18 protein-coding genes are annotated in these 23550 nt (G+C 72.6%); 8 read left to right on the forward strand and 10 right to left on the reverse strand.

What is annotated here, in order from left to right; all coding sequences use genetic code 11:
• The first annotated feature begins 5 nt into the window (after positions 1-5).
• From iolB to ACFYWX_RS35470, 6 genes are all read left to right on the forward strand, one after another.
• Positions 6-821 carry a 5-deoxy-glucuronate isomerase gene (gene iolB / locus ACFYWX_RS35445; RefSeq protein WP_389428936.1) on the forward strand — a complete coding sequence of 272 codons (816 nt, stop codon included), beginning with the start codon at positions 6-8 and terminating at the stop codon, positions 819-821.
• Positions 818-2710 carry a 3D-(3,5/4)-trihydroxycyclohexane-1,2-dione acylhydrolase (decyclizing) gene (gene iolD, locus ACFYWX_RS35450; protein WP_389428937.1) on the forward strand — a complete coding sequence of 631 codons (1893 nt, stop codon included), beginning with the start codon at positions 818-820 and terminating at the stop codon, positions 2708-2710. The genes iolB and iolD overlap by 4 nt, the downstream gene beginning before the upstream one ends.
• A 14-nt stretch (positions 2711-2724) precedes the next feature.
• Positions 2725-4227 (forward strand): CoA-acylating methylmalonate-semialdehyde dehydrogenase, encoded by a 1503-nt coding sequence (mmsA, locus tag ACFYWX_RS35455; protein ID WP_389428938.1) that lies wholly within the window; start codon positions 2725-2727, stop codon positions 4225-4227.
• Between the two features lie 171 nt (positions 4228-4398).
• Positions 4399-7041 carry an alpha/beta fold hydrolase gene (locus ACFYWX_RS35460; RefSeq protein WP_389428939.1) on the forward strand — a complete coding sequence of 881 codons (2643 nt, stop codon included), beginning with the start codon at positions 4399-4401 and terminating at the stop codon, positions 7039-7041.
• Positions 7038-7910 (forward strand): ABC transporter permease, encoded by an 873-nt coding sequence (locus tag ACFYWX_RS35465; RefSeq protein ID WP_389428940.1) that lies wholly within the window; start codon positions 7038-7040, stop codon positions 7908-7910. Before ACFYWX_RS35460 ends, ACFYWX_RS35465 begins: the two co-directional genes overlap by 4 nt.
• Before the next feature lie 242 nt (positions 7911-8152).
• Positions 8153-8689 carry a chaplin gene (locus ACFYWX_RS35470; RefSeq protein ID WP_389428941.1) on the forward strand — a complete coding sequence of 179 codons (537 nt, stop codon included), beginning with the start codon at positions 8153-8155 and terminating at the stop codon, positions 8687-8689.
• Between the two features lie 113 nt (positions 8690-8802).
• Here the strand turns inward: ACFYWX_RS35470 and ACFYWX_RS35475 are convergent, their stop codons facing one another.
• Together ACFYWX_RS35475 and ACFYWX_RS35480 are read right to left on the reverse strand one after the other, a co-directional pair.
• Positions 8803-10068, reverse strand: a complete 1266-nt coding sequence (locus ACFYWX_RS35475; RefSeq protein WP_389428962.1) for an NAD(P)-binding domain-containing protein — start codon at positions 10066-10068, stop codon at positions 8803-8805.
• A 2-nt stretch (positions 10069-10070) separates the two neighbouring features.
• Positions 10071-11324 carry an ATP-grasp domain-containing protein gene (locus tag ACFYWX_RS35480; protein WP_389428942.1) on the reverse strand — a complete coding sequence of 418 codons (1254 nt, stop codon included), beginning with the start codon at positions 11322-11324 and terminating at the stop codon, positions 10071-10073.
• A gap of 166 nt (positions 11325-11490) precedes the next feature.
• Between ACFYWX_RS35480 and ACFYWX_RS35485 the strand changes: the two genes are divergently transcribed.
• On the forward strand, positions 11491-12696 hold the full coding sequence (locus tag ACFYWX_RS35485) for a glycoside hydrolase family 26 protein (protein WP_389428943.1): 1206 nt from the start codon (positions 11491-11493) through the stop codon (positions 12694-12696).
• 53 nt (positions 12697-12749) lie between these two features.
• On the opposite strand, the gene ACFYWX_RS35490 is transcribed toward ACFYWX_RS35485, so the two are convergent.
• From ACFYWX_RS35490 to ACFYWX_RS35525, 8 genes are read right to left on the reverse strand one after another with little or no spacing between them, the layout of a single operon-like run.
• On the reverse strand, positions 12750-13406 hold the full coding sequence (locus tag ACFYWX_RS35490) for a lipopolysaccharide biosynthesis protein (RefSeq protein WP_389428944.1): 657 nt from the start codon (positions 13404-13406) through the stop codon (positions 12750-12752).
• On the reverse strand, positions 13403-14557 hold the full coding sequence (locus tag ACFYWX_RS35495; RefSeq protein ID WP_389428945.1) for a glycosyltransferase: 1155 nt from the start codon (positions 14555-14557) through the stop codon (positions 13403-13405). Before ACFYWX_RS35495 ends, ACFYWX_RS35490 begins: the two co-directional genes overlap by 4 nt.
• A 1-nt stretch (position 14558) precedes the next feature.
• Positions 14559-15323, reverse strand: coding sequence for a polysaccharide deacetylase family protein (locus ACFYWX_RS35500; RefSeq protein WP_389428946.1), 765 nt, complete (start codon positions 15321-15323; stop codon positions 14559-14561).
• Entirely contained in the window at positions 15307-16998 is a 1692-nt protein-coding gene (gene murJ, locus ACFYWX_RS35505; RefSeq protein ID WP_389428947.1) for a murein biosynthesis integral membrane protein MurJ, read from the reverse strand. Before murJ ends, ACFYWX_RS35500 begins: the two co-directional genes overlap by 17 nt.
• The gene (locus ACFYWX_RS35510) at positions 16995-18335 is read right to left on the reverse strand and encodes an O-antigen ligase family protein (protein ID WP_389428948.1); all 1341 of its coding nucleotides are present in this window, start codon (positions 18333-18335) and stop codon (positions 16995-16997) included. The genes murJ and ACFYWX_RS35510 overlap by 4 nt, the downstream gene beginning before the upstream one ends.
• A gap of 5 nt (positions 18336-18340) precedes the next feature.
• Entirely contained in the window at positions 18341-19768 is a 1428-nt protein-coding gene (locus ACFYWX_RS35515) for an exopolysaccharide biosynthesis polyprenyl glycosylphosphotransferase (protein ID WP_389428949.1), read from the reverse strand.
• On the reverse strand, positions 19765-21057 hold the full coding sequence (locus tag ACFYWX_RS35520; RefSeq protein WP_389428950.1) for a glycosyltransferase family 4 protein: 1293 nt from the start codon (positions 21055-21057) through the stop codon (positions 19765-19767). The genes ACFYWX_RS35515 and ACFYWX_RS35520 overlap by 4 nt, the downstream gene beginning before the upstream one ends.
• Positions 21058-21107: 50 nt before the next feature.
• A complete protein-coding gene (locus tag ACFYWX_RS35525) occupies positions 21108-22193 on the reverse strand; it encodes a DUF3344 domain-containing protein (protein ID WP_389428951.1) in 1086 nt (361 codons plus the stop codon).
• Positions 22194-22569: 376 nt separating this feature from the next.
• Here ACFYWX_RS35525 and ACFYWX_RS35530 point away from each other — a divergent pair, with 376 nt between their 5' ends.
• Positions 22570-23388 carry a hypothetical protein gene (locus ACFYWX_RS35530; protein ID WP_389428952.1) on the forward strand — a complete coding sequence of 273 codons (819 nt, stop codon included), beginning with the start codon at positions 22570-22572 and terminating at the stop codon, positions 23386-23388.
• The last annotated feature ends 162 nt before the right edge of the window (positions 23389-23550 follow it).

The following is a 23550-nucleotide window of genomic DNA, read 5'->3' on the forward strand; positions in this document are numbered from 1 at the left end:
GCCGCATGACGAACAACGAGCTGTACATCGCACGCGGTACCACCGCGGACGCCCACTACGTCCTCGACATCGACCCCAAGCGGGCCGGCTGGGCGCACAGCAGCCTGCGTGTCGTCGAGCTGGAGGCCGGTGGCACGCACACCTTCACCACCGGTGACAGCGAATGGATCGTGCTTCCGCTGCAGGGTGCATGTACCGTGCGAACGGCGGACGAAGAGTTCCAACTCCTGGGCAGGGAAGGCGTTTTCGCCGGAGTCTCCGACTTCGCGTACGTGCCCCGCGACGCCCAGGCACAGATCGCCTCCGGCGCGGGAGGCCGCTTCGCCCTGGCAGGAGCGAAGTGCGAGCGACGACTCCCCGCCCGCTACGGCCCCGCGCCGGAGGTCCCCGTCGAAGAGCGCGGCAGCGGCAACTGCGCCCGCCTGGTGCGCAACTTCGCCTCCGCCGACGCCTTCGACTGCGACAAGCTCATCGCCGTCGAGGTCATCACACCCGGCGGCAACTGGTCCTCGTACCCGCCGCACAAGCACGACGAGCACCGGCCGGGCGAGGAGGCGGAGCTGGAGGAGATCTACTACTTCGAGATCGACGGCCCGCACGGTTTCGGCTATCAGCGCGTGTCCCCTTCCCGTGAGGGCGGATCGGACGTCCTCGCCGAGGTCCGCTCCGGCGACGCCGTCCTCGTCCCCGACGGATGGCACGGCCCGTCCATCGCCCAGCCCGGCCACGCCATGTACTACCTGAACGTCATGGCCGGGCCCGGCGAGACGCGGGAGTGGCGGATCTGCTTCCACCCGGACCACACCGAGGGGTATCGATGACTCCGACGACCTCCACGACGAGGCTCACGGTCGCCCAGGCGCTCGTCCGCTTCCTGTCCGCCCAGTACACGGAGCGCGACGGCATACGGCAGCGGCTGATCAGTGCGACCTGGGGCATCTTCGGCCACGGGAACGTCGCGGGCCTCGGCCAGGCGCTCATCGAGTACACGGCCGACATGCCGTACCACCAGGGCCGCAACGAGCAGTCCATGGTGCACGCGGCGGTCGGCTACGCCCGCCAGTCGGGCCGCCTGTCCACGCACGCGGTGACGACGTCGATCGGCCCGGGCGCGACGAACCTGGTCACGGGCGCCGCCCTCGCCACGATCAACCACCTCCCGGTGCTCCTCCTCCCCGGCGACATCTTCGCCACCCGCCCCGCCGACCCGGTCCTGCAGCAGCTGGAAGTGCCGTACGCGGGCGACGTGTCGGTCAACGACACCCTGCGCCCGGTGTCGAAGTACTTCGACCGTGTCATGCGGCCCGAGGCCCTGATCCCGGCGGCCCTGCAGGCGATGCGCGTGCTCTCCGACCCCGTGGAGACGGGCGCGGTCACCCTCGCCCTCCCGCAGGACGTCCAGGCCGAGGCCTACGACTGGCCCGACGAGTTCTTCGCCGAGCGCACCTGGGCCGTACGACGTCCGGGTGCCGACCCGACGGAGCTCGCCGAGGCGGTCCGTGCGATCCGGTCGGCGAAGCGGCCGCTGCTGATCGCGGGCGGCGGTGTCCACCACAGCCGCGCCGAGGAGGCCCTCGCCGAGTTCGCCGAGGCCACCGGCATCCCGGTCGCCTCCACCCAGGCCGGCAAGGGCTCCCTGCGCCACGACCACCCCCAGGACGTCGGCGGCATCGGCCACACCGGCACCGCCACGGCCGACGAACTGGCCCGCCTGGCCGACCTGGTCATCGGCGTCGGCACCCGGTACACCGACTTCACGACCGCCTCCGGGACCCTGTTCGAGAAGCCCGACGTCCGCTTCCTCAACCTCAACATCGCCCCCTACGACGGCCACAAGCTGGCGGGTTTGCCCCTGGTCGCGGACGCCCGCAGCGGCCTGACGGAGCTCACCGAGGCCCTCCAGCTGCACGGTCACCGGGTCCCCGACTCGTACGTCACCGAGTACGCCGAGGACAAGGAGCGCTGGGAGCAGCGCGTCGACGCCTGCTACGAGGCCGACGAGCCCGACGTACGCCCGACGCAGCCGCAGGTGCTGGGCGCGCTGGACGCCATCGTCGACGAGTCCGACGTGATCATCAACGCGGCCGGCTCGCTCCCCGGCGACCTGCACAAGCTGTGGCGGGCGCGCTCCCGGGACCAGTACCACCTGGAATACGGCTACTCCTGCATGGGCTACGAGATCCCGGCGGCGATCGGCGTGAAGATGGCCGCTCCCGACCGGCCCGTGTGGGCCCTGGTCGGCGACGGCACCTACCTGATGATGCCGACGGAGATCGTCACGGCCGTGCAGGAGGGGATCGCGATCAAGATCCTGCTCGTGCAGAACCACGGCTACGCCTCCATCGGCGGCCTGTCGGAGACGGTGGGCGGCGAGCGGTTCGGCACCGCGTACCGCTTCGCCTCCCAGGACGGTACGTACACGGGGGCGCCCCTGCCCGTCGATCTCGCCGCCAACGCGGCGAGCCTCGGCATGCGCGTGCTGCGCGCCAAGACCGTCCGCGACCTGCGCGCCGCCCTGGCGGAGGCGCGGGACGCCGACACTCCCACTTGTGTCTACGTCGAGACCCAAACGGCAGACACAGTGTCGGGCGCGCCTCCGGCGCAGGCCTGGTGGGATGTACCTGTGGCCGAAACCGCGACCCGCGCGTCGGCGGTCAAGGCCCGTGAGCTGTACGAACGGCACGTCTCAACCCGACGCCGCCATCTGTGAAGGAGCACTCGGTCATGACGAAGATCGTCAACCACTGGATCGGCGGCAAGACCGTCGAAGGCGCGTCGGGTTCGTTCGGGCCGGTCACCGACCCGGCGACCGGCGCGGTCACCACGAAGGTCGCGTTCGCCTCCGTCGACGAGGTCGACGCGGCGGTCGCGGCGGCGAAGGACGCCTACGCCACCTGGGGCACCTCCTCGCTCGCCAAGCGAAGCACCATCCTGTTCAAGTTCCGGGCGCTGCTCGACGCGAACCGGGACGCGATCGCCGAGCTGATCACCGCCGAGCACGGCAAGGTGCACAGCGACGCACTGGGCGAGGTCGCGCGCGGCCTGGAGATCGTGGACCTGGCGTGCGGGATCACCGTGCAGCTGAAGGGCGAGCTGTCGACCGAGGTGGCCAGCCGTGTGGACGTCTCGTCCATCCGCCAGCCCCTCGGCGTCGTCGCGGGCATCACGCCGTTCAACTTCCCGGCGATGGTCCCGATGTGGATGTTCCCGATCGCGATCGCGTGCGGCAACACCTTCGTGCTGAAGCCGAGCGAGAAGGACCCGTCGGCGTCGCTGAAGATCGCCGAGCTGCTGTCCGAGGCCGGTCTGCCGGACGGTGTCTTCAACGTCGTCCACGGCGACAAGGTGGCCGTCGACCGTCTGCTGGAGCACCCGGACGTCAAGGCGGTCTCCTTCGTCGGCTCGACCCCGATCGCCCGCTACATCCACACCACGGCCTCCGCCAACGGCAAGCGTGTGCAGGCCCTGGGCGGCGCCAAGAACCACATGCTGGTCCTGCCCGACGCCGACCTCGACGCGGCAGCCGACGCCGCCGTCTCCGCCGCCTACGGCTCCGCCGGTGAGCGCTGCATGGCGATCTCCGCCGTGGTCGCGGTCGGCGCGATCGGCGACGAGCTGGTGGAGAAGATCCGCGAGCGCGCCGAGAAGATCAAGATCGGTCCCGGCAACGACCCGACCTCCGAGATGGGCCCGCTGATCACCGCCGTCCACCGCGACAAGGTGGCCTCCTACGTCACCGGCGCCGCCGCCGAGGGCGCCGAGGTGATCCTGGACGGCACCGGCTACACCGTCGACGGCTACGAGGACGGCCACTGGATCGGCATCTCGCTGCTCGACAAGGTGCCCACCAGCGCCAAGGCCTACCAGGACGAGATCTTCGGCCCGGTGCTGACCGTGCTGCGCGTCGACACCTACGACGAGGGCATCTCCCTCATCAACGCCTCCCCGTTCGGCAACGGCACCGCGATCTTCACCCGGGACGGCGGCGCGGCCCGCCGCTTCCAGCTGGAGGTCGAGGCCGGCATGGTCGGCGTGAACGTCCCGATCCCGGTCCCCGTCGGCTACCACAGCTTCGGCGGCTGGAAGGACTCGCTCTTCGGCGACCACCACATCTACGGCAACGACGGCACGCACTTCTACACCCGCGGCAAGGTCGTCACCACCCGCTGGCCCGACCCGGCCGACGCCCCCGCCGGCGTCGACCTCGGGTTCCCGCGCAACCACTGAGCCAGGCGTGAAGGGGCCGTCCGTCCTACGGGCGGCCCCTTTTCCGCTCACCGGATCGGGCGGCGTACTCCGGCTGCTGTACGCCGGGGGAGCCCTGTACCTCCGGGGGATGGCGGGGTGTTCAGACCGGGGGCGGCATCGGTTGTCGGTGGCGCCCCTTACCGTTGACGCATGGATCTTCGACTGCCCGCCCTGCGAGGGCTGCGGAAGCCGCGGCGGCTCCTGGCCGCCGCGGCGGCCGTCGTCGTCCTCGCCGGCGCCGGTACCTGGACGGCCGTCGCCTCCGACGGGGCGCCGCCGGTGCACCGCAGCGACCGGGTCATGGCGTTGGACGGGGTGCGCATCGACACCTCGTACTTCACCTCCGGCTCCGACGGCCGGCGCCCCGCCGTCCTGCTGGGGCACGGCTTCGGCGGCAGCAAGGACGACGTCCGGCAGCAGGCCCAGGACCTGGCCCGGGACGGGTACGCGGTGCTGACCTGGTCGGCGCGCGGCTTCGGCAGGTCGACCGGGAAGATCGGGATCAACGACCCCAAGGCCGAGGTCGCCGACGTCTCCAGGCTCATCGACTGGCTGGCGAAGCAGCCCGAGGTCCGGCTCGACAAGGCCGGCGACCCGCGCGTGGGCGTGGCGGGCGGCTCCTACGGCGGCGCGATCTCCCTGCTGGCCGCCGGGTACGACCACCGGGTGGACGCCATCGCCCCGTCGATCACGTACTGGAACCTCGCGGACGCACTCTTCCCGAACGGCGTGTTCAAGAAGCTGTGGGGCGGCATCTTCTTCAACAACGGCGGCGGCTGCGAGAAGTTCCAGCCAGCGCTGTGCGCCATGTACAACCGGGTCGCCGAGTCCGGCACCCCGGACGCCGCGGCCCGCAAGCTGCTGGAGGAGCGGTCGCCGACCGCCGTGGGCGACCGCATCAAGGTGCCCACGCTGCTGATGCAGGGCCAGACCGACTCCCTCTTCCCACTGGGTCAGGCCGACGCGGCCGCGAAGGCGATCCGTGCCAACGGCGCCCCCGTGGACGTCGACTGGATCGCGGGCGGGCATGACGGCGGCGACCTGGAGGCCGACCGCGTCCAGGCCCGCGTGACGGCGTGGTTCGACCGCTACCTCAAGGACGACAAGGGCGCCGACACCGGCCCGGCGTTCCGGATCACCCGCACCGGAGGCGTCGACTCCACCGACGGTCGGGCCCAGCTGCGCGGCGCGAGCGGGGACACCTACCCCGGCCTGGAGAGCGGCGACCGGTCCCTCGCGCTCACCGGCCGCGAGCAGCGCTTCGACAACCCCGCGGGCGCCGGCCCGCCCGCCGTCTCCGCCCTGCCCGGCATCGGCGGCGGCGGCCTCTCCCAGCTGTCGTCGCTCGGCGTCGGCGTGTCGCTCGACTTCCCGGGCCAGTTCGCGCGGTTCGACTCGGCTCCCGTCGCCGACGACCTCCGCATCACGGGCTCACCGACCGCCACGCTCCACGTGAAGTCGACGAGCGAGGACGCCGTCCTCTTCGGCAAGGTGTACGACGTCGGCCCCGGCGGCACCCAGCAGGTGCTGCCCTCCCAACTGGTCACACCGATCCGCGTCGAGGGCGCCAGGGCCGGCAAGGACGTGACGATCACGCTCCCGGCGATCGACCACGAGGTCGACAAGGGCCACCGCCTCCGCCTGGTCCTCGCCTCCACCGACCTCGGCTACGCCTCGCCGGTCGCCCCGGCGACGTACACCGTCTCCCTCAAGGGCGACCTGAAGGTCCCGACGGCCCCCGGCGTCGCCACCGCGGCCGCCCCCCTTCCGTCGTGGGTGTGGTGGCTGCCGCTCGCGGGCGCCGTCGTCGCCCTCGCCCTGCTGCTGACCAGCCGCCGCCGCACCGCCACGCCCGTCCCCGACCCCGCGCTCGCCGAAGTCCCCCTCCAGATAACTGACCTGAGCAAGCGGTACGCGCGCTCGGCCGACCGGTACGCGGTCCGGGACCTGTCCTTCCGAGTGGAGAAGGGCCAGGTCCTCGGACTGCTCGGCCCCAACGGCGCGGGCAAGACGACGACCCTGCGCATGCTGATGGGCCTGATCGGACCCGACGGCGGTGAGATCCGCGTCTTCGGCCACGCCATCCGGCCCGGCGCGCCCGTGCTGTCCCGGGTGGGCGCCTTCGTCGAGGGCGCGGGCTTCCTGCCGCACCTGTCCGGCCGGGAGAACCTCGAGCTGTACTGGCAGGCCACCGGCCGCCCGCCACAGGACGCCCACCTCGACGAGGCCCTGGAGATCGCGGGCCTGGGCGACGCCCTCTCCCGCGCGGTGCGCACGTACTCGCAGGGCATGCGCCAGCGCCTGGCCATAGCCCAGGCCATGCTGGGTCTGCCGGACCTGCTCATCCTCGACGAGCCGACCAACGGCCTCGACCCGCCCCAGATCCGCGAGATGCGCGAGGTGATGATCCGCTACGCGGCCGCCGGCCGTACGGTGATCGTCTCCAGCCACCTGCTGGCGGAGGTCGAGCAGTCCTGCACCCACCTCGTGGTGATGGACCGCGGCCGCCTCGTGCAGGCCGGCCCGGTCGGTGAGATCGTCGGCTCCGGCGACACCCTGCTCGTCGGCACCGCCACGCCCGTGGAGGAGCCGCTCACCGAGAAGGTCGCCGCGCTGCCCGGCGTCGCCTCGGCCGTGCGCACCGACGACGGGCTCCTGGTCCGGCTCGACGCCGACGGCAGCGCCCAGCGCCTGGTCGCCGAGCTCGTCCGGCTGGAAGTGCCCGTCGAGTCGGTGGGCCCGCACCGCCGCCTGGAAGACGCCTTCCTCACCCTGATCGGAGGTTCCGCATGAGCACGCTCGCAGAGCGCACGGAGCTGCATGAGACTGCCTCCGGCTACCGCGCGGGTCGCACCCTGCCCCTGCGGGTCGAGCTGGTCCGCCAGCTGAAGCGGCGCCGCACCCTGATCATGGGCGGGATCCTCGCCGTCCTGCCGTTCGTCCTGGTCGTGGCCTTCGCCATCGGCGGCGAACCGGGCGGCCGGGGCGGCCAGATCACGCTCATGGACACGGCGACCGCGTCCGGCGCCAACTTCGCCGCGGTCAACCTGTTCGTGTCGGCGGGCTTCCTGCTCGTCATCCCCGTCGCCCTGTTCTGCGGGGACACCGTCGCCTCGGAGGCGAGCTGGGCCTCGCTGCGCTATCTGCTGGCCGCGCCCGTGCCGCGCGCCCGCCTGCTGTGGTCCAAGCTCGTCGTGGGACTCGGCCTCAGCCTCGCCGCGATGCTCCTGCTGCCCCTGGTGGCGCTCGCCGTCGGCACGGCCGCCTACGGCTGGGGCCCGCTGCAGATCCCCACCGGCGGCGCGCTGGACACCGGGACGGCCGCCCAGCGCCTCGTGGTGGTCGTGGCGTACATCTTCGTCTCCCAACTGGTCACGGCGGGGCTCGCGTTCTGGCTGTCGACGAAGACCGACGCACCGCTCGGCGCGGTCGGCGGCGCGGTGGGCCTCACCATCGTCGGCAACGTCCTGGACGCCGTGACGGCCCTCGACCACTGGCGTGACTTCCTGCCCGCGCACTGGCAGTTCGCCTGGGCCGACGCCGTCCAGCCGCATCCGGAGTGGTCGGGCATGATCCAGGGCACCGCGATTTCCATAACGTACGCGGTGGTGCTGTTCGCCCTTGCCTTCCGGGGATTCGCCCGGAAGGACGTGGTGTCGTAGCCGGTCCTTTCCTGATGCGGCGCGGTCCAACCGGGTGAAACTGCGAAACCAATTCCCTTGCGCCGGGTTGCTGAAGCAGTACGGCAGCCCGGGCCGTCCGCTGCTCCGTCCGCGGTGACGCATGAAGAAGAGCGTTGCTTTCGTCACGGGCGCCGTCCTGGCTCTGGGCATGGCCGGCCTTGGAGATCGATCTCCGTTTCAGGGCTGGTTCACCCCATTCTTCAAGCAGGAAGGCCATCACATTGCGACAGACCCTGAGCGGGGGAGTGTTCGCGGCGGCCGCCGCCACGGGCATTCTTTCCCTGTACTGCAGCCCCGCCCTCGCTGACACGGACGCGACAGCAGTCGCCAAGGATTCTCCCGGTGTGGTGTCCGGGAACATCGTGCAGGTGCCGATCGAGGCGCCGGCGAACGTGTGCGGCAACACCGTCGGTGTGATCGCGGCGTTCAACCACGCGACGGACAACTCCTGCGACAACACCTCGTACGGCGACGACCATGAAGAAGGCGACTACGGCTACGGCGAGGACACGCCCCCGAGCGCGAGTCCGACGCCTCCGCCCCCCAGCAAGGCCACCCCGCCTCCGACGCGCATCAGTGAGACGCATCGTCCCACGCCTCCGCCCACGCGGAGCGTCGAGACGCCGCCTGAGCGGCCCGTCGAGCCGCCCCACCTGGCCGAGACCGGCAGTGGGGCCCTGTGGGCGGCCTCGGCCGCCAGCGCCGCACTGATCGCGGGCGGGGCGATGATGTACCGCCGCGGCCGCGCGGGCGCCTGACCGGGCACTGCTCCTGGGTGCTGGACGCCACCGGCCCGGCACCCGCCCGCACAGGCGGGCCGCTGACGACTTCCTCGTCGTCAGCGGCCCGCGGCCGGCCATGCGGCTCTCCGTCAGGGGCGTACCGGCGACGGCGACTGGTTTCGGCTGCGGCCTCCCGGTACGGGGACCCTGCTGCCCGCCGGGGTCGTCCTGAGCCGGCGGTGCACCCCTCGGACGAGGGTCGCCGCCGTGAAGGTCGCGCCGTGGACGAAGCGCATGGCCGGGCCGAAGCCGGAGGCGGTCACCAGGCCCGCGAAGAACAGGCCGGGCGCTGAGGACTCGAAGTCACGCCCGACCGCCGGGGAGCCGTCGGGCAGGGTCGCCAGCGTCCCGCGCAGCTCGGCGGAGAGCAGTCCGAGCCGGTCGCAGCGCGCCCGGAACCCCGTGGCCGCGATGACGTGTTCGGTCTCCAGGGTGCGCAGGGCGCCCTCGCGGCTCACCGTGTCCAGCCGCAGGCCGCCCGACACCGCACTGGCCGTGGCGACCTCGTGACCCGGCAGCAGCTCCACCGCGCCCTCGACCCGGTCCCGCACCCACCAGGCGCCCGCCGGCCCCAGCGCCGTGGTCGCGATACGTGCCCGGGTCGGCTCCGGCAGACGCCGGAAGAGACCCGGACGCTCGGAGTAGAACCAGTTCTTCCACCCGGGGCCGAGGCCGCTGTGCGGGGAGCGGACCGACTGCCACCAGGGGCGCTCCCACGGCGGCGGCACATCGTTCCACACCAGCCGGTCCGCCCGCGCGAGCACCCGTACGCGCGTGCCCTGTTCGGCCAGCAGTGCCGCGGTCTCCAGGGACGCCTGGCCGCCACCGATGACCGTGACATCCTTGCCGCGGAAGCGGTCGAGGTCGCTGTGGTGGCTGCTGTGCGTCACCAGCGCGGGGTGCAGTCCGCGCAGGGCCGACGGCACCTCGACGAACGGCATCACACCGACCGCCAGCGCCACCGACCGCGCGTACAGCGCCTCCCCGTCCTCGGTGACCACCGTGAACCCGTCAGGGCCGGACGTCACACGGGTCACCGTGCGCTCGTCCACTTCCGGCACGGCATGGCGCGCGAACCACAGGCCGTACGCAGCGAACGCCTCGACCGGAATCGGCTTCGCGTGACGTGCCGTCAGGCCCTGTTCCGTGCAGTACGCGCTCAGGTTCCAACGCCCGGCCGGATCGGAGAGGTTGGACGCCCACGGCTCCGACTTCAGGAACATGCCGCGGGGCATGTTGTCCCGCCAGGACGCCATGGGCCGGCCGAACACGCGCAGGTTCAGCCCGGCGGCCGCGGCGTGGGAGGCGATCGACAGACCGTACGGGCCTGCGCCGACCACCAGAAGGTCGTACATCATCAACTGCTCGCTTTCTCGTTGTCGGTAAGGGAGGGGGAGGTCGCCCGGGGGATCAGCCGTGGCGCCGGTGCCGCCGCTGTCGGACCCAGCCGCTCACGCAGCCGGCGGGCCACATGACGGCTCCACATGGCCCACATCGCCCATCCGGGAGCGCGGTCGTCCCGGGCGTACCAGGCCAGTTCGCGCCCACCCGGCGCCGGCCGCAGCGCGGCGAGCGGCGCGTAGTTCTCCACCACGAACGCCCGCCCGGCCCTCGGGGCCCCGTCCGGCAGCGGACGGCCCGTCAGGTCCAGGTGCAGGGCACGTACGACGTCCAGCCCCGCGCTGTCCGCGAAGAGCCGGAACTGGGCGCCGGGGCGCGGGTTGAAGTCGAGCAGGTGGTAGCGGCCCGTCGCGCCGCAGCGGCGGAAGTCGAGGTCGAGGATGCCGCGGTAGCCCAGCGCGCCGGTGAGCCGCTCGGCCAGCGCCTGCACCTGAGCGTTGGGCGTCCAGCAGCCCACCGCGGTCAGCCCCGCTCCACGCGGCCAGGCCAGCTGCTTGCGGCCCGGGCCGCCCGCTCGCACGGTGCCCGAGTGGTCGGCGTAGCCGTGGAAGAACCAGTCCCGGTCCTCTCCCGGCGGCAGGTACTCCTGCAGCAGCAGCCGACTGCCCGCCTCCTCGGTGCGCAGGTACAGCTCCTGGGCCTGCTGCACGGAGCGGACCAGCACCGTGCTGCGCAGATCGCTGCCGGCAGGCAGCAGCCAGGGCCGGCTCCACTTCGCGACCAGCGGGAGTCCGAGCCGCCGCGCGTCGTCGGCCGCCCGTGCCGGACTGTCCGGGATCAGCGTCAGCGGGTGCGGGACGTCCGCGGATGCGCACACCGCGGCCAGTTCCGCTTTGTCGGCGACGCGTTCGGGCAGTGTGCCCGGCGTCGTCGGCAGCAGGTAGGAGGGGGCGAGCTCGTCCCGCATCCGTCCCACGGCGATCGCGCTCGCGTCGTCCATCGGGACCAGAACGGCGGGACGCGCGATGTGGTCGGCCACCCGGCGCAGCACGACCGCGATGTCGTCCGGTGAGGCTCCCGGGAGCGGCGGGGAATGCATCCGATGTACGTAACGCGACGTGTGGACGGGACTTCTCGCCGAATCGGCGACGACATGAACCTCCACTCCCGCCCTGCCGAGCGAACGCACGGCCCCCAGCGTTCCGTGGTGAAAGGGATTTCGGTCGATCCGCAGCAGTACGGCGGGGACGCGGGTGTCGAGAGGCGACACGAATTCTCTCTTTCTTTCGGATCGGCTCACCCGCGTGGGTGAGGGCGGCACTCAAAAGCCCCAATGGCAATGGCGCCACCGGCTTTTCTGTGACTGACTTCATATGACTGCTCGTCAATAAAAAAACGCAGGCAGAAGGCCGACGAGAGCGAAGAATGGAGTAGGCATGGCCCCACAGCACAAGCGGGTCCCGGTCCGCTGGCTGGCCGCGGGCGCGATGGCGGTCGCCGCGTCGGCCGCCCTGGTGTCCGGTCCCCCGGCGGAGCCGGGGGGGAGACGAGCCGACGATGCTCGCCCTCCGGTGCCGAGCCCGGCGGCCACCACGGCACCGGTCAGGGAGGTACCGGCCTTCGGCGCCTTCCTCAAGTCCGACGCCCGTGGCGTGGCCCGCATGGCACAGTTCAGCCACTGGCTGGGCGGTGCCGAGCTCCGCGTCGGCCACACCTACCTGCCCGGCAACCGCTGGCGCGACATCGAGGGTTCCCCCGGCTTCCTCGACCCGTGGGCGCGCTGGCGCAAGCAGAAGGCCGACCGGATGCTCGTCCTCAACGTCCCCATGCAGGAGCGCAACGAGGAGGGTGCCTCCGACGACGAGGTCCGGCAGCTGTTGCGGCAGGGCGCGGCCGGGGAGTTCGACCATCACTTCCGCGCCCTCGCCGAGCGGCTGGTTCAGCTGGGCGTGCCGGACACGGTCCTCGTGCTCGGCTGGGAGATGAACGGCATCTCGTACACCCATCGCTGCGGGCCGGACCCGCAGGCATGGAAGACGTACTGGAACAGGATCGTCACCACCATGCGTTCGGTGCCGGGCCAGAAATTCCGGTTCGACTTCACGCCGACCCGCGGCCGGGACGATGTCCCCTGGACGACGTGCTACCCGGGGGACGACACGGTCGACATCATCGGCATGGATTCCTACGACCAGCCGGCCGGGACGTCGTTCGACGAGCAGGTGAGAGAGCCCTACGGGCTTCAGAGACATGTGGATTTCGCGAAGGCCCACGGCAAACCCGTCTCGTATCCCGAATGGGGGCTCTTCCGTAACGGCGACAATGCCGAGTACATGCGGCGCATGCTCGCCTGGATGGACGAGCACAGGCCGCTCTACAACACGCTGACCGACTACTGCCCGCACGGTGTGTGGCAGTGCGATGCCAACCCGATGTCGTCCCATCTCTACCGGTCCGCGTTCTTCGGCCGCACCGACGAGGCGACCCCGCCCCCGACCCCGACGCCCACACCCACGCCGGAGCCGACCACGCCCACCGCACCCACCGCACCGCCGGCCGCGGAGGACTGCACGGAGCTGGACCTGGGCAGCTGGGTGGAGTACTGGCTCGGCGGGCCGATCTGCCTCCCCGACTGGTGGTAGGGCACCCGCCGGTGCGCGTTCATCGGTGACGAGTTCGGTCGGGTCCACCGCCGTCACCGCTGGCCGCGCACATCGGCGGCGGCGGCCGGGCCGGGCACCGAGGCAGCGGGGGCGGGGTCGTCGTCCTGGCCGGTCCTCCTCGGCCGCGCCAGGAGGGCCAGGCCGCACAACAGTCCGCCCGCACTCGTGCCCACCAGAGCGGTCACCGTCGACGACGCGGACGTCGGCTCGGTCGGCTTCACCGCCCGTGAGAACTGCACGAGTCGGACCTGCGTGCTGCCCTTGGAGTCGTCCGCGTGCCGGGTCAACGCGCGGGAGACCGCGTTGGCCATGTCGACGGCGAGGTCGGATCGCGAGGAGGTGGCCGAGATGGCGACCATCGGCGCGTCCGGCGAGGTCGCCGTGCGCACGCTGTGCTGCAGCGTCCGCACCGGTACGCCCGCCCACACCTGCGCGTCCCCGAGCACCGCGAGCTGCGTGGCGACCCGGCCGTACGCCTGCGCGAAACCGAGGGCGGAGTCCGGGCCGGACTTGGCGGTCGGTACGGCGATGACGTAGTTGGTGGCCGTGTACGTCGGAGGTGTGGCCATGCCGTACGCGCCGCCGAGCAGGCCCCCGACGAGGGTGCCGGTCGCGAGCACGGCCCAGGACGGCAGCCTCCTGACAGGGGCCAGGGACAGGCGGCGCTGACGGATCGGAGTGTCGGTCATGACGTGCTGGCTCCCAGAGGTGAGCGGGACGGAGAGGAACTGGAGACCGCTGCCGCATACACGTCCATGAGGCGCTCTGCGCTGCGGGTGATGCTGTAGGGGTGCGCGACCTCCGGTGCCGTGCGCGGCCGGGGGCCCGCCGCGCGGACCAGGCGAATCGCGTCGGCGTACTCCTCGGGGCCGCCGCGCACGCGCCGGGCGCCGACGGCGGCCGACGGCGGCAGGTCCTCGATCGCCGGGCAGGAGGCGTAGAGCACGGGCAGGCCGGACGCGAGCGCCTCCACGACCGCCATGCCGAAGGCCTCCTCAGTGGACGGAGACGCGAGCAGGTCCATCGCGGAGGTGAGCGAGGGCAGGTCAGGGCCGTGGGAGCCGTCGGGGGCGTAGGGACGTTCGCCGGTGAACAGGACGCGGTCGGCCACGCCGGCCTCGTGCGCCAGGCGGCGCAGGACGTGCTCCTCGGGGCCGCCGCCCACCAGCAGCAGCCAGTGGTCGTCCGGCAGCAGGGTGAGCGCACGGATGAGGACGGCGAACCGCTTGCCCCGGGCGAGCCGGCCGACGCCCCCGACGACCCACGCGCCCTCCGGCAGGCCGAGGCGCCGGCGAGTGCGCTCGCGTCGTTCCTGGTCGAAGCGGAAGCGGTCCAGGTCGATGCCGTTCGGGACGACCTCGATGCGGGGCGCGGGCACGCCCCAGCGCTTCAGGCGGTCGGCCACCGTCGGGGAGACGGCGACCGTGGCCGAGCCGAGCCGCTCGCTGGCGAGGTACAGCGCCCGCACCCCTGCCGTCAGCCTGCGGCCCTCCAACTGCGAGTCGCCCAGGGAGTGTTCGGTGGCGACGACCGCGCGGACGCCGGCGATGCGGGCGGCGAGCCGACCGTAGACGCAGGCCCGGTACAAGTGTGTGTGCACCAGGTCGTAGCCGCCGGCGCGGATCAGCCGGACCAGGCGCGGGAGCGCGGCCAGGTCGCGGTTGCCGCCCATGCCGAGATGCATGACGCGGACGCCGTCCGCGGTGAGTCCCTCGGCGACCGCTCCGGGGTTGGTGAGCGTCACGACGTCGCACTGGACGGGCAGGTGACGCAGCAGCAGGCGCAGCTGCTGCTCGGCCCCGCCGACGCCGAGGCCCGTGATGATGTGCAGAGCCCTCATGTCACAGGCCCTCCACCGGGCGCCGGCGCAGCCGGTGCAGCCGGTGCTTGAGGCGCAGGCGCCAGGCCGTGTCGTTCTGGCCGACGTGCACGCGCGGCAGAGCGTGCGGACCGGTCAGCGGGCCGGGGTCGATGGCGCAGGCGTAGGTGTATCCCGCTTCCCGTACGGCCTCCACGGCGCGGGCGTCGACCGTGCCGTACGGGTAGCAGAAGCCGTCGACCCAGGTGCCGGTCAGCTCCGTGAGCAACGCGCGGCTTTCGCCCACCTCGGCCCTGAGGGTGAGGTTGTCAGCCCGGGTGAGGTCGACGTGCGTCAGCCCGTGCGAGCCGATCTCCACGCCCTCGGCGGCCGCCTGCCGGATGCCGTCCGCGGTCAGCAGCGCCTTGCGCGGGCCGAGCGGGTCCCAGGCGTTGTCGCCGCCGAGGCGTCCGGGCAGCACGAAGAGTGTGGCGCCACAGTCCCAGCGCCGCAGCAGCGGCAGGGCGTCGGTGACGAAGTCGGCGTACCCGTCGTCGAAGGTGAGCCCGACCAGGCCCCGCCCCAGGCCCCGGGCGCGGGCGGCGAGCAGCTCGGCCACGGACACGCCCCGCAGCCCGCGCCGGCGCAGCCAGGCCAGCTGCCGGTCGAGCCGCTCGGGCGTGACCGTGATGCGGTACGGATCGTCCTTGCAGTCGCCCACCGAGTGGTACATCGCCACCCACGGGATCGGGCCCGTGCGCGGGGCGGGGAGTCTGCCGGTGTCGACGGAATCAACGGAAGCGACCATGTGTGAGCCTTCGTGTGACGGTGCGTACGGAGCGCAGTGCGGATGCGAAGCCCTGGGCGCCCAGGGCCCAGGTGAGCGGGACGAAGACGACGATCACGGTCAGGCAGCCGGCCGCGAGACCCGCCGCCGGGGACTCCGGTCGGCCCGCGGCGAACGCCCCGGCGACGGTGGCGACGACCGCGGCGCACACCGACCTGCCCAGCTCGGCCAGTACCTGCCGGACGCGGATCGAGACGCCGTAGGGGCTGTTCTGCCGCGCCGTTCGCAGGCCGACGAGCATCAGGGCGGCCGTGACGGTGATGCCGAAGGCGTTGGCGGCGGCGATCCCCGCCACACCCCAGACCCGCACGGTCGCGGCGCCGATCAAGGACGTCACGGCGATGCCCGCGGTCATCACGCCGACGGGATACCAGGTGGGCCGGCCCGCCGAGAAGTACGAGCGGACCAGGGCGCCCACCAGGGTCTGGCCCAGCAGCCCCAGTGCGTACACGCGCATGACGTCCGCCGTCGCCGCGGTGTCATTCGCGGTGAACGCGCCCCGCTGGAAGAGCAGTTCGATCATCTGCGGGGCACAGGCGATCACCGCGCACATGCCCACCAGCACCAGACAGGCGGCCAGCGCCAGATCCCGCTCCACTCGGCTGCGGGCCCGTTCCGTGTCGCCGTCCGCGAGCGCCCGCGCCACCAGGGGAAAGGTGACGGTGCACACCATCAGCGACAGCGTCATCGGGATCTGGGCGACCTTCTGCGCGTAGTTCAGGTGCGAGATGGCCCCCGAGGGCAGGGTGGAGGCGAGGAAGCGTTCGACGAGGACCTGTGACTGGCGGCAGAGGGCGAAGAGGAGTACGGCGGCGACCAGGGCGAGTTGCATCGGCCGCTCCTCGACATCGGCCCCGGCCCCGCACGGGTTCGGCCTGCGCGACATCAGTTGCCGCCACAGCGACGGCAGTTGCACCGCCACCATCAGACAGCCGCCCGCCGCGACCCCGACCGCGGCGGAGCGCACACCCCAGCGGTCGCCGAACAGGAACATCGCGGTGATGATGCCGGTGTTGTAGGCGACGTAGATCGCCGCGGGCGCGAGGAAGCGGCGGTGGGCCCGCAGGGCGGCGCTGCAGTACCCGGCGAGCCCGAAGGCCAGCACGCAGGTCGCCGTGAGCCGGGTGCAGTCGGCGGCGAGGCGGGGATCGGGCAGGCCGGGCGCGAGGGCCCGGACCAGATAGGGAGCCGCGCCGGCGACCAGCGCGGCCACCCCGGCGAGGGCGAGACACAGACGAGGCAGGGTGGCGGCGACCAGGGCGCGGACCGGGTCACCCGGGGCGCCCCGGGCGCGGCGGGCCAGCGCCATGCTGAACGCCGGGATCAGCGCGATCGCCAGCCCGTCCTCGATGAGCAGTGTGGCGGCGAACTCCGGGACGGTCCACGCCACCAGGAAGGCGTCCGTGTCGCTCCCGGCGCCGAACAGCCGCGCCAGCGCCTGATCGCGCACCAGGCCGAGCAGTGAGCCGGCGATGGACAGCGACGCCGTGACGAGCGCGGCCCTGGCGAGGAATCTCCCGGAGGCCGGGGAGGCCGGGTCGGCACCGTCCCCGGCCGTGGCGGCGGCACGCGCCGCGGGTACGGTCGCCACGCCGTCCTTCTGGGATCCGGGGGGTTGCGAAGGCACCACCGTCATCGCGCCAGGGCCTCCTCGACGCGCTCCCGCACCGCGCCCCGCGGCATGTCCACCCGCTCGTCGCCGGCCAGCGCCCACCACGCCACGAGCCCCAGGCCCACCGCGGTCAGCACGGTCGAGGGGCCGCCGATGTCTCCGTACACGAAGTCGGTCAGCAGCCAGACCAGCAGCCCGCAGGCGACGAGCGCGCAGTCGAGTCCCGGCCCCTGGGCGCGGACGCGTAGCAGCCGGCGCAGCCCGCACACCAGCAGCGCCAGCCAGCTCCCGGCGAGCCCGAGCAGCCCGACGAGGCCCTGCTCGCTCAGCACCAGCAGGTACATGTTGTGCGGCGACAACAGCGGCTGCCTCTCGTACGTCACTCCCGCGCCCTCGATGTCGCTGGCCGACGACAGCGCCAGGCTGGCGTGCCCGTCCCGGTACTCGGGAAAGCCCTTCATCCCGACGCCGGTCAGCGGTTGTTGGCGCCACATGCCGGTGGCGGACGCCCACAGGGTGTACCGGTCGACGACGGAATGGTCGGGGGCGTCGGTGACCTGCGTGATGCTGTCGATCCGCTGCTGCAGCAGCGCCGAGCCGACGCCGAACCCGCCCACCAGGATCACGCCCGCGGCGGCCACGGCCGCGGCCACCTTCAGCGCGCGCCGCAGCCCGGCCAGCGCCAGCTGCACGGCACAGGTCAGGACGGTCGCGATCCAGGCGCCCCGGCTGAAGGAGAGCGCGAGCGGCGCCAGCAGGGCCAGAGCGCACCCGGCGGCGATCGCCCGGTGCCGTACCGACGCCCGGCCCAGCGCGATCCCGACCGCGCACACCAGGCCGAGAGAGACCACCGTCGCCATGCCCATCACGTCGTGCGGCCCGAAGGTGCCGACCGCCCGGATGTCCGCGCCCTGGTAGGAGGCGCCGGTCCGGGTGACGTACTGGTGAACGCCGAGGGCCCCCTGGCACAGTGCGAGCCCGACGAACGACCAGGCCACCAGACGGAAGTCGGCCCGGCCGCGGATCAGCAGCAGCACGGCGGCCGGGACGAGCACGAAGATCTGCAGATAGCGGCCCAGACCGGCGAGCCCGGCCTGGGGCGAGGAGGCCCCCACGGCGGCGAGCGCGAGCCCCACGACCGGCAGACCCAGCACCAGGGCCGCGGCCGGCGACAGCGGGCTGCGCCGCTCACGCAGGAGACGGATCACGCAGTACACCACCGCCAGCCCTGAGACCACGTCGGCGGGCCCCGCTCCGTCCGACATCAGCGGCAGGGCCAGCAGGACGGGCACGGCCACCACGGGCAGGACCGGCGTCAGCGCGGCGGCCCGGAGTGGAAGCGATGTCAGGGCATGGCTCACAGCTGTCAGCTCCCCGTCGGACGCACCAGCAGGGCCGCCGTGCGCAGCAGGATGCAGATGTCCTGCCACAGCGACCAGTCGTCGACGTAGGCGTTGTCGAACCGGCAGCGGTCCTCGATCGAGGTGTCGCCCCGCAGCCCGTGGACCTGGGCGAGACCGGTGATGCCGGTCCGCATGCGGTGGCGGGCCGCGTAACCGGGGTAGGTCTCGCTGAACTGCCCGACGAAGTAGGGGCGTTCGGGCCGCGGCCCGACCAGGCTCATGTCGCCCCGGAGCACGTTCCACAGCTGGAGCAACTCGTCGAGCGAGGTACGCCGCAACGTACGGCAGAACCAGCGCATCTCGTTCTCGTTCGCCACGCTCCACCGGGTCGCCGACTCGTGCGCGTCGACCGGGCGGTGCGTCCGGAATTTCAGCAGCGTGAACGGCTTTCCGTTCCTGCCGATGCGCTCCTGCCGGAACACCACGCCCGGCCCGTCGCTGATCCGAAGCGCCACCGCGCACGCCAGGAGCAGCGGGCTGACCAGCAGCAACAGCGTTCCCGACACGAAAATGTCGAGCATCCGCTTGCCCGCGCCGCCGCGTCGCGCCGGGGACAGGTCCAGACGCCGGCAGGTGAACCCGGCCAGCCGCTCCTTCGTCGCGTACGACGGGGAGACGGCGTCGACCTCCCAGACCGCGCAGCCCGACTCGGCCAGCGCCCGTAGCAGCGGCCCCTGTTCGGCGCGGGCGGAGGGGTGAACGGCCAGTACCGCCCGCACCCCGTTCTGGATGACCGCACGCTCGACCTCTTCGCCGGTCGTCAGCACCGGCAGGCCCTCGGTGCCGTCCGGCTGCTCGGCGACGATCCCCACCGGCCGCATGCCGCACCGCGGGTGGCGCAGCACGGCGGCGGCCACTTGCTGCGCGGCCGCCACCGGACCGACGACGAGTGCGGCGTGCGGGCGGCGCAGCAGCGCGGCGCGTCTTCGCCCATGCACGGCTCCGCGCAGCACACAGCCCGCCACCGCCTGCAGGGCGAGGCCCGTCAGCACGGTGCGGACGGACAGCGCGTGCTCCGGCCGGTACACCACCGAGAGCGCCGAGAGCGCCAGCCAGACCACCGCGATGCGGCCGCACACGGCGGGCAGTTCCTCCAGCAGCCCCGGCACCGGGGGTCGCCCGTCGCGTGGGCGCAGCAGCAGCGTTGCGACGATGAGCAGGGCGACGTGCAGTGGATGATGCTCGGCCTCGACGAGCGCCAGCGCGCCCAACAGGGCGGCGACGCCGTCCGCGACGAGCAGCGGGACCGGTGAAGCCGACCGGGCCGGACGCCGTGCGGCAGGGAACCGGAAACCGGTGGCGGTGCCCCGCGGCGGCATGACCGAGACGGCTGAGAATCCGTGGTCCCGTGGCGGTACGCCGGGGGAGGGGACGGTACGTTCGGCGGTCACGAGTGGATCGACTCCCTGTCCTCGGTGGGCTCGACGCGCTGTGTCGTCTGGTTCGCCTCGGCGCCAGAGCCTGCGTCGAGCGGCTGAGCGTGCTCAGCGCTGCGGGCGGCCTCGGCGGGCTCGACCGCTCGGGACGGGCGGGCCCTTTCGGTTGCGGGCCATGGGCCGAGCAGGTCGCGGTAGACGTCCGCGACGGCTTCGGCGGTGTGCCGCACGTCGTGGGTGGACAGCACGTGCCGGCGGCCGCGATCGCCGAGCGACTCACGCTCCGGCGGGTCGAGCAGCAGCTCGGTGACGGCCGCGGCCAGCACTTCCGGGTCCTCCGGCGGCACCAGGCACCGGGCGGCGAAGGAGGGCGGCAGGCTCTCGCGGGCGCCGTCGACGTCCGTGACCACCACGGGCCGCCCGCAGGCCATCGCCTCCAGTGGCGCCAGCGCCATGCCCTCCCAGCGGGACGGCAGGACGACGACATCGGCGGCCTGGTACCAGGGGGCGGCGTCGGTGACGGCTCCCACGAACAGCACCGACTCCGGGGCCTCCTGGCGCAGCCGTTCGCGGTCCGGCCCGTCGCCGACCAGGACGAGGCGCGCGTCGGGCACCTTGCACACGACGTCGTCCCAGGCCCGCAGCAGAACGTCCTGCCCCTTCTGCCGGCAGAGCCGTCCCACACAGACGGCGAGCGGGGCGTCCGGATCGATGCCGGCGAGCGGTGCGAGCCCGGCCCGTACGGTGCCGGCGGCGACAGGGCGGAAGCATTCGGGATCGATGCCGTTGGGGACGACGGCCCACCGGCCGGTGATCCCGGCGCGCACGCCGGTCGCGCGCTCCGCCTCGCTCACGCACACCACTCGTGTGGCCCAACGTGCCCCCCAGCGCTCCCACTTGAGCGCCAGGGCCGCGGTACGTCCGTCGACCGCCTCGAACGACCAGGCGTGCGGTTGGAAGACCGTCGGGATCCGCCCGCGCACCGCGAGCCGCCCGGCGAGCCCGGCCTTCGCGCTGTGCGCGTGCACCAGACCGGGGCGCACCTTGTCGATCAGCCGTGCCAGGTGCCGTACTTCCCGTACGAGCGACGGTCCCGGCGACCGCGTCGCGGACCAGTGCCGTACCTCCGCGCCGAGCGCCCGCACTTCCGCGGAGAGCGCGCTGTCGGGGCAGGCCACGGTGACGTCCAGGCCGGACGCCAGCTGTGCCCGGACCAGGTCCCTCACGACACGCGCGACCCCGCCGTCCACCGGTTGGGTGAGGTGCAGGACCCGCGGCCGAAGGCCGGTGGGTGACAGGTGCATATGCGCCGGTTCCTCGCTCACGAGGGCGCTCGGGGCGGGCTTCAACGGGCTCACCGCCGGGCGTCGACGGCGAAGAAGAGCACGCCGGCCCACGCCGCGTCCTGCTGGGACTGGAGCCGGAAGGTCGCCTGGTCACCGGCCTGTTGCAGGCCTCTTTCGAGGTCGAACACGTCGGAGTCGTAGCCGAGGGTGTGGGCGTACGCGGGCACCCGCACCGCATCCGCTCCGGGCTCACTGATCGTGGAGTTCAGGACGTCGTCCTGGGGGTTGGCGGAGTTGCTGAGTGCGGTGGAGGCGGACCCCGTGGTCAGGGTGAGCGAATCGCCGGTGGTGCCGCGGTCGCCGTTGTACGCCACCAGTCCCGCGCGGCCCCCCGCACCGGTGGGAAGGTCCAGGCCCTGCAGGCGGATCTCCTGCCCACCGGACCGCAGCGAGGCGAAGCCGTCCCAGAGCGCGAGGCGCCGCAGCGGCTCCGCCGCGTTCTCGTACGCCACCACCAGCGTCCAGCCGCCCCACGCCCCGGCCGCCGACCTGCCCATGGCGACGTTGACCTGCGCCACGGTGTACATGCCCGGCCCGGAATCCCGCACCATTTGCGTGACCTCCGCCGAGGCCTGGAAGGCGTCCGCGCCGTCCGCCACGCGGTGCCCGACGACCGTGTCCGCGAGGAGCTCCTTGTACTCCCCGCCGGGTTCGGCGATCAGCACCCGCGCGTTGTCCTCCGGCGGCTTCTGTTCGCCCACGCGCAGGTTGCCGCCCCAGTACAGGCGTGCGTACGTCACCCGGGAGCCGGCGGGCAGGCGGACCTCCGCGCTGGAGGAGTTGTAGGTGTTCGGGTCGTCGTCGACGTCGACGTAGAACATGTCGAAGTCGCCGTTCACCCCGTGCCCGCCGCCCTGCACGTCCCGGCACGAAGGTGGCGAGCCCGGCACGCAACTGATGGAGGCGTTGGCCGCGCGCACGATGCCGCCGTGCTGGTTCGCCCGGTACCGCTGGGCGAACGCGATGCTGTCCGCCTCCGGTACGGGCGGTGCGACCCTCGCGGCAGCCGGGGAGCCGCCCGGTGCCCACATCGCGGCAAGGGCGAGGACGCCCACGGTTGCACGGCGAAGCGGCGGACCCAGGGAATGGCGCATGACCGTCGGTGCCCTTTCGGAGCAGGTGGGGGTGACAGCAGCGGCACGAGTGCGATGTGTCCGCGCTGAGGAGTGCGCTACGCGGTTCGCAACTCTAGCCACCGTCCGGATAAACACGGCTATATTCGATGAAATCCGACAAGTGTGTCGGAATCGTGAAACCAGCCTCTTCATCCCCAGGGCTCCGCGACGGAGGTCGGCCGGCGCCGTTCCCTCGAACGGGGGTTGCGGCGCAGTAGACCTGACGTGCCGTCTGATCAGGGAGGACGCGGCAATGGAGGGAGGTTGGATCACTAAAAGCGTATGATCAGTTGCAGAAAGTCATGGTCGCTTGCACGGTGGGCTCAAGATCCAACGCCCATCGAGAGGAACCCCCATGCCCGCTCTGCCCGCATGGCGCATCGCGTCCAGCGCACTGTGCGCCGCCCTCCTGGTCGGGATCACCGGCCCCGCCTCCATGGCGGCCGACTCGGCCCGCGAGCACAGGCATGCGGCATCGCCCGATGTGCGGCTCTTGGGCACGGATGCGCTTCTCGCGCAGGCCAGGAAAGTCAACGGGGGCGCGCTCACCCCGGTCGCCGACCTGCTGCACGCCGTACTCGAGGCGGACCACGGCCGACTGCCCGCCGCCGAGGCCAGGACACTGGGAGCCGCCGCGAAGGGCGCCCTGGCCAAGGAGGCCGCCAAGGCTCCGGCGACCTCGGCCACCCCGACGGCGCCGGCGCCGGCGTCGGCCCTGGGGACCGGCGTGTTGCTGCTGCCGACTCCCGTACAGCCCGCCGCCGTTCCCGCGAGCGACGAGCTGGACGCCGCGGGAGACGAGTCGGACGCCGTGGAGGAGGCGCTGGACGCCCTGGAGGAGGGCATCGACGACCTCCTGGGGGCGATCACCTCCGGTGGTGACGCCGAGGTGCTTCCGTCGGTCGACGACCTGCTGACCGAGTTGCAAGACCTCATCGATGCGCTGCTCGGCGGCAGCCTGCCCCTTCTGCCGGCACTGTCCGGCACGTCGACATCGACGCCGTCGAATCTGGTGTCGTCGACCGAGGCGTCGTCGACAGAGGTGTCGTCGACAGAGGTGTCGTCGACCGAGGTGTCGTCGACTGACGTGTCATCGACGCAGGTGTCTTCCGTGCCGGCCGGCACGCTCCCTGCGTTCACGATGTCGACGACGGGGCTGCTGCCGGTCTCGTGAGCGTCGCATGAGCGCCGTACGGTACGGCTCTCGCCCGTCCAGTCGTGGGGGGGGGGGGGGGGGGGGGGGGGGCCCCGGCGGGGGGGGGGGGGGCGGGGGGCGGCGGGGGGGGGCGCGCGGGGCCGCGGGGGGGGGGGGGGGGGGGGTGGCCGGGCCCCCCAC

The organism is Streptomyces sp. NPDC002888 (assembly GCF_042888465.1).
In the GTDB taxonomy this organism is placed as follows: domain Bacteria; phylum Actinomycetota; class Actinomycetes; order Streptomycetales; family Streptomycetaceae; genus Streptomyces.

Coding starts and splice junctions, on each gene's coding strand:
- iolB (WP_389428936.1), top strand. CDS start 6: ATGACGAACAACGAGCTGTACATCGCACGCGGTACCACCGCGGACGCC.
- iolD (WP_389428937.1), top strand. CDS start 818: ATGACTCCGACGACCTCCACGACGAGGCTCACGGTCGCCCAGGCGCTC.
- mmsA (WP_389428938.1), top strand. CDS start 2,725: ATGACGAAGATCGTCAACCACTGGATCGGCGGCAAGACCGTCGAAGGC.
- ACFYWX_RS35460 (WP_389428939.1), top strand. CDS start 4,399: ATGGATCTTCGACTGCCCGCCCTGCGAGGGCTGCGGAAGCCGCGGCGG.
- ACFYWX_RS35465 (WP_389428940.1), top strand. CDS start 7,038: ATGAGCACGCTCGCAGAGCGCACGGAGCTGCATGAGACTGCCTCCGGC.
- ACFYWX_RS35475 (WP_389428962.1), bottom strand. CDS start 10,068: ATGTACGACCTTCTGGTGGTCGGCGCAGGCCCGTACGGTCTGTCGATC.
- ACFYWX_RS35485 (WP_389428943.1), top strand. CDS start 11,491: ATGGCCCCACAGCACAAGCGGGTCCCGGTCCGCTGGCTGGCCGCGGGC.
- ACFYWX_RS35490 (WP_389428944.1), bottom strand. CDS start 13,406: ATGACCGACACTCCGATCCGTCAGCGCCGCCTGTCCCTGGCCCCTGTC.
- ACFYWX_RS35495 (WP_389428945.1), bottom strand. CDS start 14,557: ATGAGGGCTCTGCACATCATCACGGGCCTCGGCGTCGGCGGGGCCGAG.
- ACFYWX_RS35500 (WP_389428946.1), bottom strand. CDS start 15,323: ATGGTCGCTTCCGTTGATTCCGTCGACACCGGCAGACTCCCCGCCCCG.
- murJ (WP_389428947.1), bottom strand. CDS start 16,998: ATGACGGTGGTGCCTTCGCAACCCCCCGGATCCCAGAAGGACGGCGTG.
- ACFYWX_RS35520 (WP_389428950.1), bottom strand. CDS start 21,057: ATGCACCTGTCACCCACCGGCCTTCGGCCGCGGGTCCTGCACCTCACC.
- ACFYWX_RS35525 (WP_389428951.1), bottom strand. CDS start 22,193: ATGCGCCATTCCCTGGGTCCGCCGCTTCGCCGTGCAACCGTGGGCGTC.
- ACFYWX_RS35530 (WP_389428952.1), top strand. CDS start 22,570: ATGCCCGCTCTGCCCGCATGGCGCATCGCGTCCAGCGCACTGTGCGCC.